At 66.5% G+C, this 14724-nt stretch carries 12 protein-coding genes and 1 tRNA gene; 8 read left to right on the plus strand and 5 right to left on the minus strand.

What is annotated here, in order from left to right; genetic code table 11:
• Complete coding sequence (locus MK181_05845) at window positions 1-1914, minus strand: ATP-dependent DNA helicase (GenBank protein ID MCH2419320.1); 1914 nt, start codon at window positions 1912-1914, stop codon at window positions 1-3.
• A 63-nt stretch (window positions 1915-1977) separates the two neighbouring features.
• Here MK181_05845 and uppS point away from each other — a divergent pair, with 63 nt between their 5' ends.
• On the plus strand, window positions 1978-2700 hold the full coding sequence (gene uppS / locus MK181_05850) for a polyprenyl diphosphate synthase (GenBank protein MCH2419321.1): 723 nt from the start codon (window positions 1978-1980) through the stop codon (window positions 2698-2700).
• The gene (recO, locus tag MK181_05855) at window positions 2697-3416 is read left to right on the plus strand and encodes a DNA repair protein RecO (protein ID MCH2419322.1); all 720 of its coding nucleotides are present in this window, start codon (window positions 2697-2699) and stop codon (window positions 3414-3416) included. The genes uppS and recO overlap by 4 nt, the downstream gene beginning before the upstream one ends.
• Window positions 3417-3441: 25 nt before the next feature.
• Here recO and MK181_05860 read toward each other — a convergent pair whose 3' ends face one another.
• On the minus strand, window positions 3442-3960 hold the full coding sequence (locus MK181_05860; GenBank protein MCH2419323.1) for an RDD family protein: 519 nt from the start codon (window positions 3958-3960) through the stop codon (window positions 3442-3444).
• Window positions 3961-4078: 118 nt separating this feature from the next.
• Between MK181_05860 and MK181_05865 the strand changes: the two genes are divergently transcribed.
• The 5 genes from MK181_05865 to MK181_05885 all read left to right on the plus strand — a co-directional run bounded on the left by MK181_05865 (window position 4079) and on the right by MK181_05885 (window position 10200).
• Entirely contained in the window at window positions 4079-5398 is a 1320-nt protein-coding gene (locus MK181_05865) for a glycine--tRNA ligase (GenBank protein MCH2419324.1), read from the plus strand.
• A gap of 47 nt (window positions 5399-5445) precedes the next feature.
• On the plus strand, window positions 5446-6972 hold the full coding sequence (locus MK181_05870; GenBank protein ID MCH2419325.1) for a PEP-utilizing enzyme: 1527 nt from the start codon (window positions 5446-5448) through the stop codon (window positions 6970-6972).
• A 61-nt stretch (window positions 6973-7033) separates the two neighbouring features.
• On the plus strand, window positions 7034-8821 hold the full coding sequence (dnaG, locus tag MK181_05875) for a DNA primase (GenBank protein MCH2419326.1): 1788 nt from the start codon (window positions 7034-7036) through the stop codon (window positions 8819-8821).
• Entirely contained in the window at window positions 8814-10055 is a 1242-nt protein-coding gene (locus tag MK181_05880; protein ID MCH2419327.1) for a sigma-70 family RNA polymerase sigma factor, read from the plus strand. The genes dnaG and MK181_05880 overlap by 8 nt, the downstream gene beginning before the upstream one ends.
• A 69-nt stretch (window positions 10056-10124) precedes the next feature.
• Window positions 10125-10200: transfer RNA gene (locus tag MK181_05885), tRNA-Asn, on the plus strand.
• A 91-nt stretch (window positions 10201-10291) separates the two neighbouring features.
• On the opposite strand, the gene MK181_05890 is transcribed toward MK181_05885, so the two are convergent.
• The 3 genes from MK181_05890 to MK181_05900 form a co-directional block, all read right to left on the minus strand.
• The gene (locus MK181_05890; protein ID MCH2419328.1) at window positions 10292-11407 is read right to left on the minus strand and encodes a hypothetical protein; all 1116 of its coding nucleotides are present in this window, start codon (window positions 11405-11407) and stop codon (window positions 10292-10294) included.
• A 106-nt stretch (window positions 11408-11513) separates the two neighbouring features.
• Complete coding sequence (locus MK181_05895) at window positions 11514-12431, minus strand: LLM class F420-dependent oxidoreductase (GenBank protein MCH2419329.1); 918 nt, start codon at window positions 12429-12431, stop codon at window positions 11514-11516.
• A gap of 8 nt (window positions 12432-12439) precedes the next feature.
• On the minus strand, window positions 12440-13261 hold the full coding sequence (locus MK181_05900) for an SDR family oxidoreductase (GenBank protein ID MCH2419330.1): 822 nt from the start codon (window positions 13259-13261) through the stop codon (window positions 12440-12442).
• A 220-nt stretch (window positions 13262-13481) separates the two neighbouring features.
• On the opposite strand from MK181_05900, the gene MK181_05905 reads away from it, so the two are divergent.
• The gene (locus MK181_05905) at window positions 13482-14711 is read left to right on the plus strand and encodes an acyl-CoA dehydrogenase family protein (GenBank protein ID MCH2419331.1); all 1230 of its coding nucleotides are present in this window, start codon (window positions 13482-13484) and stop codon (window positions 14709-14711) included.
• Window positions 14712-14724: the final 13 nt, after the last annotated feature.

Below are 14724 nucleotides of genomic sequence, written 5' to 3' on the forward strand. Positions count from 1 at the left end.
TTACAACCCCTCCAGGAACGAGACCACCTCGTCCGGGTCGGCCGTACGGGCCATTGGGGGGAGGGCCTCCAGAAGATCCCACCGATACGAGCGGCTGCTTGCCAGGCGCCGGTCGAGTACGGCAACCACACCCCGATCCTCGGTCGTCCGGATGAGGCGCCCAGCCCCCTGAGCCAGCTCGGTGGCGGCCAGCGGGAGGTCGATCTCCCGCCACGCCCCATCCCCCAACAGGTCCCGACGGGCGCTTAACAGCGGGTCGTCAGGTCGGGGGAACGGGATCCGGTCGATGACGACAAGCGAGAGGCTGGGACCCGGGACGTCAATCCCATGCCAGAGCCCCTTGGTGCCGAACAGGCACGACGTCTCGTCGTCGGCAAACTTGGCGAGCAGCAAGGGCTTGGGTAGGTCGTCCTGGTGCAGGACCTGCCAGGGAAAACGGTCGCGGAGGGCATCGACGGCCTCATCGAGGGCCCGACGGCTGGTGAATAGGGCGAGGGTCCGCCCACCGGCCGCTGTTACCAGGCGCTCAATCTCGTCGTAACAGGCCGCCCGGTAACCGTCGTCACTAGGGTCAGGCATCGACGTGGCGCAGTACAGGAGCGACTGGCGTTCGAAGTCGAAGGGGCTACCCACGTCCTCGATCCGGTGCTGGTGGTCCGTCAGGCCCAGGCGGGTAGACAGGTTGGCCGGGATGGTGGCGCTGGTCAGGACCACGGTGCGCTCACCCCAAAGACACTGGTCCAGCACCGCGGCCACGTCGACCGGGGCAACCTGGAGACTGAGCCGGCCGACAGCCCCCTCGGTCCACGCCACCTTGGGGCCCGGAATCGGTCCACCGTCTAGGTCGAGCGCCGCGCTGACATCACCGGCAAGGGTCTCCAGCGACCTGAGGGCACGGGCCCGCCTGGCCCCCGTGTCACCGGGGCCGTCCGCCGGAACGCCCAGCAACTCGGTCCGGAGTGCTGCCAGGCGGGTATCAGCCAGGTTCAGGGCGGACCGCAGTTCAACGGTCGCCTCCGGGACCAGGCGAGCGCCGACGTAGGGGCCGAGGGCATCGTCCAGACGGCCGGCTAGGTCGGCCACGTTCTCGACGGCCGTCGAGCCAGCCAGGATCGACCGAGCTCGCTGCACCAGTGCGACAAACCGTCCGGCCCGCAACTCGAATCCCGAGGCATGGGCCAGGACGTCCTCAGTTTGGTGCGCCTCGTCGAGAATGGCCACCTCGTGGAACGGGAGGGCCGCCCCCTCGGTAACCACGTCGATCCCGTAGAGGTGGAGATTGGTGACAACCAGGTCGACCGTCTCGGCTGTCGCCCGAGCCGCCTCGGCGAAGCACTCTCCTCCGCTGGGACACCGGGCAGCACCCGGGCACTCATGGGAACCGACGCTGACCGCCGCCCACGTCATGGCCGTGGGCTGAATCGGGAGATCAGCCCGATCGCCCGTTTCCGTCGAGTCGGCCCACTCGGCGATAGTGGCCAGTTGATCGGCGTCAGCGGCATCGGCCAGGCCGTCGAATTGTTGCTGGCTATCGCCGACAGCCGCCAACTCGGTGAGGCGCTGACGGCACACGTAGTTGACCCGACCCTTCAACACCGAGAAGGTGAAGGTCCGTCCAAGACGGGTTCGGAGGTGTTCAGCCAGGAACGGTAGGTCCTTGGTAGCCAACTGGTCCTGGAGAGCCTTGGTGGCCGTGGCCACCACGGTGGTCCGACCTGACAGGAGCGCGGGGACGAGGTAGGCCAGCGACTTACCGGTTCCGGTTCCCGCCCTAACCACCAGATGTGTTCCGGCCTCGATCGACTCAGCCACCCGGCGAACCATGGCCTCCTGGCCGGGACGGCGCTCACCGCCTCCCGGCAGGGCCCCGCAGACCTCCTCGAGGGCGATCGCCGCCTGCTCCGCCACATCCATCGCACGGAGGCTAGAACGGCCTGCCGACACCCCGCCGACGGGGTGCGCGGGTAGTTTCATCCCGTGCTTGCCTCGGATCTCGATCCGACCCGGATCCCCGGTCACATCGCCTGTGTGATGGACGGCAACGGCCGATGGGCCGAGCAGCGCGGCCTGCCCCGAACCGACGGCCACACGGCCGGCGAGCAGGCCTTGTTCGAGGTCCTGGACGGTGCCGACGATCTAGGCGTGGGCTGGTTCACCGTCTATGCCTTCTCAACCGAGAACTGGCGCCGCCCGGTCGACGAGGTGCAGTTCCTCCTCCAGTTCAACGAGGAGATCCTCCTGAACCGTCAGCGGGAACTCCACGAGCGCAACATTCGCATCCGGTTCATCGGCCGTCGGGACCGGCGGGTGCCCCGGCGCCTGGTCCGACGCATGGACGAGGCGACCGCCCTTACCCGGGACAACACAGGGCTGACGTTCACCATCGCCTTCAACTACGGCGGTCGAGCCGAGCTGGTTGACGCCGTCCAGCAGATCGTCGACGGCGACACCCGCAGGGTCACGGAGCAGACCATCGCCCGACACCTCTACGACCCGGAGATGCCCGAGCCGGACCTGGTGATCCGCACGTCGGGAGAGTACCGAGTCTCGAATTTCCTGCTCTGGAAGCTGGCCTACAGCGAGTTGGTGTTCAGCGACACACTGTGGCCCGACTTCCGACGTGAGCACCTGTACGCGGCGATTAAGGAGTACCAAGACCGCGACCGCCGCTACGGCGGCGTCGGCGGGCCCGAGGCGTGAGCCTCTACCGCGCCGACGGCATCGTCCTTCGGACCTGGCGTCTCGGCGAAGCCGATCGAATCGTCGTCCTGCTTACTCCCGAGAACGGCAAGGTTCGGGCGGTGGCCAAGGGGGTACGCAAGACTCGCAGCAAGTTCGGTGGGCGACTTGAGCCGACCAGCCACGTGGCGGTCCAGCTATACGCCGGGCGAGGCGACCTGGACATCGTGACCCAGGCCGAGACCATTGACCGGTTCGAGAGCCTGCGACTCGACGCCGACCGGTTCGCCGACTCCTCGGCCCTCCTAGAGGTGGTTGACGTAGTCAGCCCGGACCGGGAGCCCGACGAGCGGCGATACCGGATGCTGCTGGGAGCTCTGCGAACTCTGGACGAGCGACCCACGGCGCTAGTCGTCCCGGCCTTCTACCTGAAGCTGCTGGCCCACGAGGGGCTAGCACCCCAACTAGACGCCTGCGTCCGTTGTGGCAACGGGTCACCGCTGGTGGCTATCGACGTAGGGGAGGGCGGTGTGTTGTGTGACGGTTGCCGCCGGGGCCGGCCGGTCAGTGAGCCGGCGCTGGCCGTGCTCCGGGCCATTCTGGGCGGTGGGTTGTCCGATGCCCTCGAGGTCGCCGACCCGGGAGTGTGCAGGGAGGTAGACGCGGTGGCCACCACAGTGGCCGAGTACCACTTGGAGCGTCGCCTTCGATCCCGGAGGGTCATGGGCCACGCTTAACCCGGTCTGATCCGGCGAGACCGGTTCAGATCAGGTCGTCACCGGGGACCTGATCCAGCCCGGGCACAAACACCGGCTCGCCGACCCAGCCCCGGTCAACGACCAGCGTCCCACCAATCCGGTCGCCAATCCGCCGATGCCCCCGGCTGGTCAACACCAAGCCCATCTCCACCAGGGGGATGAACGGCACAGGGATCACCCACGGCAGGGTCCGCCCGGCTGCCCCCCGGAACCCGGGCAGGCCACCGTCCCGTCGATTGACCACCCGCAGCCCGGTGACCGCCTTGCCCAGGCTAAAGCCGGTGACCATAGTGAGCACGACCTGGTTGAGCACCATGAGGACAGTGGCTGTCCAGATGATGGTCGGGTTGATGGATGTCGGGAGACCAGCATCGTTAGTCAGGACGGCGTCGCTCCGGTGCACCAGCAGGATGACGATGGCCATGAAGAGGTTGTCCAGCAGCCAGGCAGCCAGTCTCCTACCGGACACCGCTGTGGGGTCGGGGCCGGAAGCACCACCCCGGAGCCGGTCAATGATGTTCACCGGCCCATTCTGGCCTGAACGACCCGGCGACCGTCGACCCTCGTCGAAGGGCGTGAAACCAATCCCACGTAGGGATTGGACCCCTTCGCTTAGGGGTGCGCAGGTACCCTGCACGCCCATGGTCCCCAACGACGAGACGCTGTTCGACAAGGTGGTGAACCTCTCGAAGCGCCGCGGGTTCGTCTTCCAGTCGGCCGACATCTACGGCGGCTTCCGTTCCACCTACGACTACGGGCCGATCGGTGTCCTCCTGCTCCGCAACGTCAAGGAGCAGTGGTGGCGGACCATGGTTCAACTGCGCCACGATGTGGTCGGTCTCGACGCCTCGATCCTCTCGCCGCCCGCTGTCTGGGAGGCTTCCGGCCACCTGGCCAACTTCTCCGACCCGCTCGTGGACTGCCGGGAGTGCGGGGCCCGGCACCGCCAGGACAAGCTCGAGGATCCGGAAGCCTGCCCATCGTGCGGCGGGTCCGGCACGTTGACCGAGGCCCGGCAGTTCAACCTCATGTTCAAGACCCATGCCGGTCCAATGATCGAATCGGCGGCCGAGGTGTATCTGCGCCCTGAAACAGCCCAAGGCATGTTCATCAACTTCGCCAACGTGGTGAACACGTCGCGTAAGAAGCCGCCATTCGGCATCGCCCAGATCGGAAAGTCCTTTCGCAACGAGATCACCCCCGGCAACTTCGTGTTCCGGACCCGCGAGTTTGAGCAGATGGAGATGGAGTTCTTCGTGCCGCCCGACGACTCGGCCGAGTGGTACCGCTACTGGTGCGACGCCCGGATGAGCTGGTACCGGGACCTGGGCATGCCCGAGGACCTCCTGCGCCTCCGGGAACACGACAGCGACGAGTTGAGCCACTACTCGACGGACACCGCCGACGTGGAGTTCCTCTTCCCGTGGGGGTGGGACGAGTTGGAGGGCATCGCCAACCGCACCGACTTCGACCTCCGACGCCACGCCGAGAGCGCAGGAACGAAACTGGAGTACCACGACCCCAACTCCGGCGACCGCTACGTGCCCCACGTGATCGAACCGGCGGCCGGCGCCACCCGGACGGCGATGGCTTTCCTCATGGCGGCCTACGACGAAGAAGAAGTCAACGACGACGTACGGACCGTCCTGCGCCTTGACCACCGCCTAGCCCCCTACAAGGTTGCCGTACTACCGCTGTCCAAGAAGGCCGAGCTCGTAGACCCATCCAACAAGGTGCTGGGCCTGCTCCAGCCCCACTGGATGTGCGACTACGACGAGACCCAGGCCATCGGCCGCCGCTACCGGCGACAGGACGAGATCGGCACGCCGTACTGCGTGACCATCGACTTCGACACCCTGGAGGACCAGGCGGTGACCGTACGCGAGCGGGACTCCATGGCCCAGGACCGGGTGCCCGTCGACAACCTGGTGGAATACCTGAGCGGTCACCTGACCCCCTGAGCGGATCCGACGCCGTCGACACCGGCAAAGGCGGCCAGACTGACGGGATGGAAAGCGCCGACGACCTTCGACAACTTGTAGTCGATGCCACGACGGCCAGCACCGCCGAAGCCCGTCGTGCGGCGGTGGCCGCTGTGCCGCCCTCCCTGATTGCCAACCTGCTCCACGCGGGCCTCGCCGAGGGACCGAGGCCCGCGGCGCTGGGCACTGGTGTAGCGGCCAGCCCGGGAGCGGCCAGTGGAGCACTGTGCCTCACCGCCGAAGCCGTGCTAGATGCCTCGGACCGTGGTGAGGCCGCAGTCCTGGTCCGCGACGAGACCACGCCAGCCGACGAGGTCGGGATGCGGGAGGCGGCCGGCATTGTGACGGCCCGGGGTGGGATGGCCGGGCACGCCGCAGTAGTGGCACGGGGGTGGGGCATTCCAGCCGTGGTGGGCGTGGCCGACCTCCGAGTGGCCGACAACCACGTGGTCCTAGGAGGTCGGCGACTGGACGAAGGCTCGGCCGTCTCACTCGATGGCTCAACAGGTGAGGTCTTCGCCGGCGAAGCCGACCTGGCCGGCACGGTCTACCTACCCGAGCTAGACGTCCTGCTGTCCTGGGCCGACGAGATACGCGACAACCGCGTCGGGGTGCGGGCAAACGCAGACCGAGCCGACGACGCGGCCCGGGCCCGAGACTTCGGTGCCGAGGGCATCGGCCTGTGCCGGACAGAGCACCTGTTCCTCGGTGACAGGCTTCCGCTGGTGCAGCGATTCCTGGCCGCTGAGGATCCGGCCGAAGAGGCAGCGGCCCTCGACGACCTAGAAGTCGTACAGCGGTCCGACCTGGTTGGGGTACTGGAGGCCATGGCGCCCCACCCGGTAGTAGTCCGCCTCCTGGACGCGCCACAGCACGAGTTCCGCGGCGACACCGCCGAGGACCGGGAGCACAACCCAATGCTCGGCACCCGGGGGGTTCGCCTGGCCATCCTGCGCGAGGGCCTGTACCGGATGCAGGTCCGGGCCCTGTGCGCCGCGGTGGCCGACGCACGAGCCGCCGGGGCCGAGCCGCACGCCTCGGTGATGCTGCCCCTGGTAGCCACAGCGTCCGAGCTGGCGCTGGTACGGGGCTGGGTCCTGGACGAGATGACCACGTCCGCCATAGGGGACGCCCTACCAGTAGGCACCATGGTCGAAACCCCACGTGCTGCCCTCCGGGCCGACGACCTAGCTATCCACGCCGACTTCTTCTCATTCGGGACCAACGACCTCACCCAGATGGTGTTCGGGTTGAGTCGAGACGACGCCGAACGAGACCTGATGGGCAAATACCGAGAGCGAGGCGTACTGGACGCCAACCCATTCGAACACCTGGACGAGGGGGCGGTGGCCCCCCTGGTGGCAGCGGCCATCCGGGCCGGGCGGGAGACCCGACCGGGCCTCGAGGTCGGGGTATGTGGAGAACATGGCGGCGATCCCCGGTCCATCCACCTACTGGTGGAGGCCGGCGTGGATTACGTGTCGTGCTCTCCGTTCCGGGTTCCGGTAGCGCGCCTGGCCGTAGCCCAGGCGCTCATAGCCCAGGGCGCCTGACCTGTCCCACGGCCGCCCGGCTGCCGGAAAGCCTCCGTGAGGCCGGTGGTACGTTCGGCCGATGGGCATCGTGGACGACGACGTACGGCGCGTGCGAGACGAGACTGACATCGTCCGCCTCATCACCGAACACACCCAGCTCAAGAAGCAGGGCGCCCAGTGGATGGGACTCTGCCCGTTCCACGGGGAGAAGTCCCCCTCGTTCTCGGTGAACGCCGAGAAGGGCGTCTACTACTGCTTCGGCTGCCAGGCCAAGGGCGACGCCATCGACTTCGCTCGCGAAACCGAGGGGCTGGACTTCGCCGGGTCCGTCGAGTTCCTGGCCGGCAAGGTCGGGATCACTCTGCGGTACACGGACCGCAACGAGGGCCGTAGCCGCAACCGCCGCAAGGAACATGCCGAGCACATCGGGCGGGCCGCGGACTTCTACCACGAGCGCCTCCTGGAGGACTCCACCGCCCGTTCGGCCCGCGACTACCTCCGCTCACGGGGCTACGACAGTGATGTGGCCCGCCGGTTCCAGATCGGGTGGGCACCCGACGAGTGGTCCGAGCTGTCGCGCCACCTGCGGCTGAAAGATGACGAGTGGGTGACCACCGGGCTGGGTGGCATCAACAAGCGGGGCGGCCAGTACGACTTCTTCCGGGCCCGGATCGTGTTTCCAATCTTCGACGCCCAGGGCAACGCCATTGGGTTCGGTGGACGCAAGCTGCCCGACGGCGAGGGACCGAAGTACAAGAACACCTCGGACGCCGCCGAGTTCTACTCCAAGAGCGAGGTGCTCTACGGGCTCCACTGGGCTAAGGGCGAGGCGGGGCGGACCGACGAACTGGTGGTGTGCGAAGGGTATACCGACGTGATCGGGTGCCACCTGGCGGGCATCGAGCGGGCAGTGGCCACCTGTGGCACGGCCCTCACCCCCCAGCACGCCCGCACCATGGGCCGGTTCGCCAGCCGTGTCGTGCTGGCCTTCGATGCTGACGGCGCCGGCCAGGCAGCCGCCGAGCGGGTCTACGCCTGGGAAGAGGAGTTCGGTCTGCGGTTCGCTGTAGCCGCCCTACCCGCTGGAGCCGACCCCGGCGACCTGGCGAGCAACGACCCGGACGGCCTACGGGCCGCCATTGAAGAAGCTCGGCCGTTCCTGGAGTTCCGGGTGGACCGGGAGTTGGACCGGAGCGACCTGGACTCGGCAGAGGGGCGAGCTCTGGCCGCCACGGCGGCCATGCGACTGGTCGTCGAACATCCCGACGCGCTGGTCCGGGACCAGTACGTGATGCGGATTGCCGACCGGTGCATGGTGAGCGCCGACGAGGTGCGTCGCCGGGCCGAAACGCCCGCCGGCGATCCGACTACTCGGGGTCGACATATGGCGGTGGACGGTGGCGGCAACCCAACCACACCCGGCCACCTGACCCCGGAGCACCAGGCACTGCGGCTGCTGGTTCACCGGCCCGGCGAGGTGGCCGACCACCTGGCCTCGGTGCTGTTTGACGACCCGGTCAACCAGGACTCCTACGAGGCGCTGGGAACTACCCGGGACCTGCACGCTGCTATGGAGCAAGCCGGGGGAGCGGTGGGTGACCTGCTGGCCCGGCTGGCTGTCGATGACGCCAGTGACGACGACCCCTGTGGCGTGGTGTCACGCCTACTCTTCCTTGCTGCCGAGCGGGCCGCTGTGGTGCTCGAGGCCGAGGCCCGCCAGGCCGGCGACCTGGCGACCTATCAGCCGTCCATCTCGTTTCTCCGGAACTGGGTCATGGACCTGCGCGAGGGCTTCACCGATTTCGCCGAGGTTGAGCCACTACTACGGTGGCTGGTCAACTATTCGGAGGGGAGGGTTGATGCCTGAGGCGGCTTCCGAGGTGCCGGCCTGGCCCGGGGTCTCGGAGTTCGAGGTGGCCCGGCTTATCAGACGCGGCCGGGCCCGCGGCCGCCTCACACTCGACGAGGTCATCGACGTGGTCTGTGATGCCGAGCTGACCTCGGAGTTGATCTCCGGCATTCGGACGGCGCTGCAGGCTGAGGGAATCGAATTTGACGAGACGGTGGCCGTGGAGGCTGACGGCGAGGAGGTCCTTCGGTTGGTCAGGGCCCGACCGTTGGAGTACCGGATCCGCCCACAGACGGGAACCGGCCAGGGGTCGACCGCCGATTCGACCCGCCTCTATCTCCACGAGATCGGACAGGTCGCCCTCCTGACCCAGGCCGAGGAGGTCGAGTTGGCCAACGGCATCACGGAGGGCAACCGGGCCGAGACGGAGCTAGCCGACCTAGCGGCGGCCGGCGAACTGGACCGGACCGCCGGCTCGGAGGTGGCCCGGCTGCGGCGCCTGCAGCGGCGAGGCGACCGAGCCCGTGACCGTCTGACCAGGGCCAACCTGCGCCTGGTGGTGTCGGTGGCCAAGAAGTACGGGGGTCGGGGCCTTCCGCTCCTAGACCTCTTCCAGGAGGGGAACCTGGGCCTGATGCGGGCGGTCGAGAAGTTCGACGCCAACAAGGGCTTCAAGTTCTCTACGTACGCCACGTGGTGGATCCGCCAGGCCATCACCCGGGCCATCGCCGACCAATCGCGCACCATCCGAATTCCAGTTCACAAAGTGGATGCCATGAACCGGGTGCTGCGGGTCCAGCGCGACCTGTCCCAAGAGCTGGAACGAGATCCCTCACACAATGAGATTGCCGAGCGCACGGTGCTGCGACCTGACGAGGTCAGAGACCTGCTCCGGTTGGCCAAGGAGCAGGACAACCCGCTGTCCCTGGACTCGCCGATGGGCGAAGAGCAGGACGCCAACCTGGCCGAGCTGGTGCCGGACCTGGGAGCGGTGGCGCCAGACGAAGAGGCCGCCCGGCGCCTGCTCGGCGACGCCATCCTGATCGCTCTGGAGGAGCTGGACGACCGTGAAAAGGATGTCGTTCGGATGCGCTTTGGCCTAGACGGAGGACAACCCCGCACGCTGGAGGAGGTGGGGCGCCACTTTGGGGTGACCCGCGAACGGGTGCGACAGATCGAGGCTCGGACCATGGCCAAGTTGCGCCATCCCCACCGTTCGCAAAAGCTCCGCGACTACCTAGACGAGGACTGAAGCGTGCCCGGTCGGCTCCCACGAACCGATCGGGGCTATGGACCGCGCTGGTATCCTGCGCACGCTCTTTCCGGGGTAGCTCAGCTGGCAGAGCGTCGGACTGTTAATCCGCAGGTCGTGGGTTCGAGCCCCACCCCCGGAGCCACAAATATGCAGGTCAGGGTCGGTCTCTCGGGGCCGGCCCTGTTCGCGTCCAAACTGGCCGGCGAATACGTGCCCGTCGCCGTCGACGTCGCCTAGCAGGTCACTGATAATCCGGCGACTACCCCGGCATGGTCGGCAGCCCACCACAGGTCTTCTACGGGGGAATCAAGTGGCTGGTCTGCCCAGTGACCAGTTGTTTCTGGATCGATGTGTAAAGAACAGCCAACTCCAGGCCGAGCCAGGACAAAGTCGATCCGCTCGGTAAACCGCACGGCAGGGTCGTCTAGGCCGGCCAGGGGTGGACCGCCCTCAACACAGCAGGAGCACCCCAGACCGGTCTTTGGGTCACACTCTGGGCGGCCAGCCGCCTGGTAAGTGTCGACGAATCCAGCATCGGTGAGTGTGCCTATGCGGGAGTCCCCGATCGGCCGGTTCAGGTCCCCGACCACCAACTGCAAGACAGCGTCGACCGAGAGGTCCTTTAGGAGGGCCAGCGTTTGGCGGGGATGACAGGCCCCATAGTCGTCGCCGGGGGCACACGCCTCGTCGCAGCCTGCCACCCCTGGTTCTAGGCACTCGAGATTGAAGCTGCTGCTAGCGAAGTGGGTGGCGACTACGTCCACCATCCCAAGTCCTGTTTTCAACCGGACCCAGTGGGCGGACCAGATTGGGGCTCCTGCCAACTCGACATAGGTCTCATCGAGGATTTGGAGGTCGGTCAGGATCATCTCCTGGTCGGGCAGCCCGCGATCATCTACCACTAGTTGGTACCGCCCACCGCACAGGGTGGGAAGCATGTCTGGTACCAGCTCCTGCTGACGGGGGCTGACCTCTTGAAAAGCGACCACGTCAGGGCAGTTCAAATCGTTCTGGATTAGAGCCCAAAGGGCTCGAAGTCGGGCGGGAGCGGCACACTGGTCAGTCTCGGGGGCGCAGTCGCTGGCGTATTCGAGACCGTGCAGCAAGTTGATGGTGGCTACCACGAGTGGTAGCGGGGGAGCTGCGATGGTTGTAGTTGTTGTGGGTGGCGTAGTTGTTGTGGGTGGCGTAGTTGTTGTGGGTGGCGTAGTTGTTGTGGGTGCCGCAGTAGTGGCCGGTGTAGTCGTCGTCGAAGGAACGAGCGTGGACGTTGAAACGGTCGAATCAGAACCGCTACCGCAGGCCAAAGTCATGAGCATGATCGCGAGGTATATGGCCAGCACCCTCATGGTCAGAGTCTGTCACCCCCCCCGGTGGGGAGGGTGGGGCGATGTAGGAGTCCCTAGGCACAAATACGTCTACCGCGGGTCGCCACCAACCGGACTCACTTCTTGCTCAATAACCGTCGATAATCTCTTCTCCGTATCGGTGGAGCGCCTCAACGGTTCGGTCTAGGGGGTCGCCGGGAACCGGCACGCCGACCCAGGTCACGCCGAGTTCTTCGAGGGCCGCCAAGCCTGCGAGGTGAGCGTCAACGCTGAAGTCATCGTTAGCCGGGGAGCCGCCGTCGGGACACACAAAGTGCACGTCCACGGCCGAGTCACGCCCTGCTGACTCCAATCGCTGCCACAGATCGTCGAGCATCGGCACCAGATCGTCACGGGTCTCAAGAGGCGCGGTACGCGCGGTGGATGCCAGTTGTGGAGAGGTCGGGAACGGGATCCATCCCTGACCCTTCGACGCGACCCGCTGGCGGGCTCGTCCGGAGTTTCCGCCGATCCAGATAGGCGGATGGGGCTGCTGTGTAGGTTCAGGGTGGGCTTGGTTTCCGGAAGCCGTGAAGTGGCGGCCCTCGAAGGTCACCTCGTCGCCGGACCACGCGGCGAGAATTATGTCGAGGGCCTCGTCGAAGAGGTCGTTGCGTTCATCGAACTCGATGCCTAGGGCCCGGTACTCCGACCTCAGGTATCCGGTGCCGGCACCGAGGATGGTCCGTCCGTCGGAAAGGACGTCGACGGTAGCCACCATCTTCGCTAGGAGAAAAGGATTGCGATAGGGGGCGACCACCACGTTGCTCATCAGGCGGATCTGTTCAGTGACCGCGGCGCAGAAAGCCAGGGCAGTAAACGGGTCAAGAGCGTTATGCCCGCCGGCTTCCAACCAGCGTCGACTGGGAATCGGGTGGTCGGTGAAGCCGACGGCGCCGAACCCGCCCGCTTCAGCCGCCTCGAGCACCGAGCGCATCCCGTTGCGGGTTGCCAGTGCCGGGTCGTGGTCGCCGCCAGCCATCGGATAGGTGAATGAGAACTGCATGGGTCCGGTCAGGGTCCGTAGGCGTATCCGCCGCCATCGGGCCTGTGGAACCAACCTGAGGAGGCGAACGTGCCACCATCGACGTGGATCGTTTCCCCGGTGACGTAGGACGAAAGGTCAGAAGCCAGGAAGATAACCGCCCCTCCGACCTCCTCGGGGGTTCCGGCCCGGCCCAGGGGCACGATCCGGTCCCATCGTGATGGCCCCCCGGGTCCAGCCAGGGCCTCCAGGGCCTCGGTGCGAGTCAGGTCGGGTGCAACCGCGTTGACCCGGATGCCGTGTTCTGCCAACTCCAGGGCCGAGGTCTTGGTGAAGTTGGCCACTCCGGCCTTAGCTGCCGCGTAAGCAGCGAACCGCGGGGCCGCCCGGTGGGCCTCGATCGAAGTCACGTTCACGATGCTGCCTCCCAGGCCCGCTGCGACCATCGACCTGGCGACACGATGGGTGCACAGGATCACGTGGAGCAAGTTGGCCCGGAGGAGAGCGTTCCAACCTCGTTCGTCGCTGTCCAGGAACGGGGCGGCGAAGGTCCCGCCCGCGTTGTTGATCAGGATCGTCGGACAGCCCAGACGTTCTGTGGTCTCGGCCAAGGCGGCCTCTACCTGGTCGGCTTCCCGTACGTCGACGACTAAGCCCAGTCCGTTGATCTCGTCGCCGGCTGCCCTAGCCGTATCGGGATCCTTCTCCCAGACAGCCACCCGGGAACCGAAGTTGGCCAGCGTCCGTGCGACCCCTCGTCCAATCCCTGTTCCGCCGCCCGTTACTACGGCCACCCGGCCGTCGAGGCGCAACGAGTCGGGTGAGAGCGGCGCCGAAGAGTCACACTCCACGGTCCGGACCCTACGCCCCTAGGGATCCGCCGGGGCTGTCGAAGCCCTGGTGTATCGACGGTTAACTGGGACCGGGCGGGCCCAAGGTCCCGTATGGGGTCTGGGAGAGCCAGCGCTTTTCGATTGGAGAGCCCGAGAACACTGAACAACTTGACCACGGGTCCTCGACCGGGTTTTGTACCGGGTGTCGACACGTCCACCGTCGGTAGGGTCGTGGTGGATGTCCGAACAAGGTCAAACTGAGGTCGAATCTCCCGATCGGAGAGCCTTCCGGGTCGAGGTGAGGTCGTTCCTCGACGCCCACGCCGAGCCATTGGCCGAAGTCGACCCATGGACCGTGTCGGACTTTCCTGACGACGCTGAAGCCGAGGCTTACTTCTCCCGAGGTCGAGCGTGGCAGGCCACACTGGCCGACCATGGGTGGGCGGGAATCACCTGGCCGGCCGAATACGGGGGTCGGGGTGGAGACGCCTGGATGGGTCGGATCTTCGCCGAGGAGGCAGCTCGTTTCGGATCTCACTCGGGGTTCGTGAGCGCCACCATCGCCATGCTGGGCCCAACCTTGCTGGCTTGGGGCTCCGAAGCCCAGAAGCAGCGCTTCATTCCGCCTCTACTCCGGGCTGATGAGGCGTGGTGTCAGCTGTTCAGTGAACCCGGAGCGGGTTCTGACCTTGCTGGGCTGGCCACCCGGGCGGTTCTTGATGGCGACTCCTTCGTGGTCGATGGCCAGAAGGTCTGGAGCTCGTGTGCCCAGTTCTGCGACTGGGGCTTTCTCTTGGCCCGCACCGATTTCGATGCCCCCAAGCACCAGGGCATCAGCTTCTTCCTGATGGATATGTCGACACCCGGTGTTGAGGTGCGACCGCTTGTCCAGGCAAACGGGTCGACGCACTTCAATGAGGTGTTCCTGACCGGGGTGCGGATCCCCGTCGAGCAGCTAGTCGGTGATCTGCATGGCGGCTGGGGGGCGGCACGGATGGTGTTGGCCAACGAGGCGGCGTTCATTGGCCGAGGCGGTGGGAGTACCGCCCACCGGCTGGTCGAGTTGGCCCGCATGTTCCGACGCCAGGACGATCCGGTCGTCCGTCAGGGCCTAGCTGACGCCTTTATCAGAGAACAGATCATCAGGCTCTTGGGTCGACGAATCCGGGCCGCCCTGCGGCAAGACGGGTCCTCGGTGGTCGACCCGGCCCTGACCAAGGTGTTTGCTGCTGAATCGAAGGCCCGCAACGGCCAATTAGCCACCGCCATCTCCGGCGCTGCCGGAGTGGTCGGACCGGACCCGGTAGGACGGTGGGTCCAAGCCGAACTGATCAACCGGTTCACCATCTCGATCGGTGGGGGCACCACCGAGGTCCAGAAGAACAATCTGGCCGAACGGTGGTTGGGGTTGCCTAGGGAGCCCTGGTCCGACAAAGACCTCCCTTGGAGGGATGTTCCCCGAAGTTGACGGTCAGGGTTTG

The organism is Acidimicrobiales bacterium, from assembly GCA_022452035.1.
In the GTDB taxonomy this organism is placed as follows: Bacteria; Actinomycetota; Acidimicrobiia; order Acidimicrobiales; family MedAcidi-G1; genus UBA9410.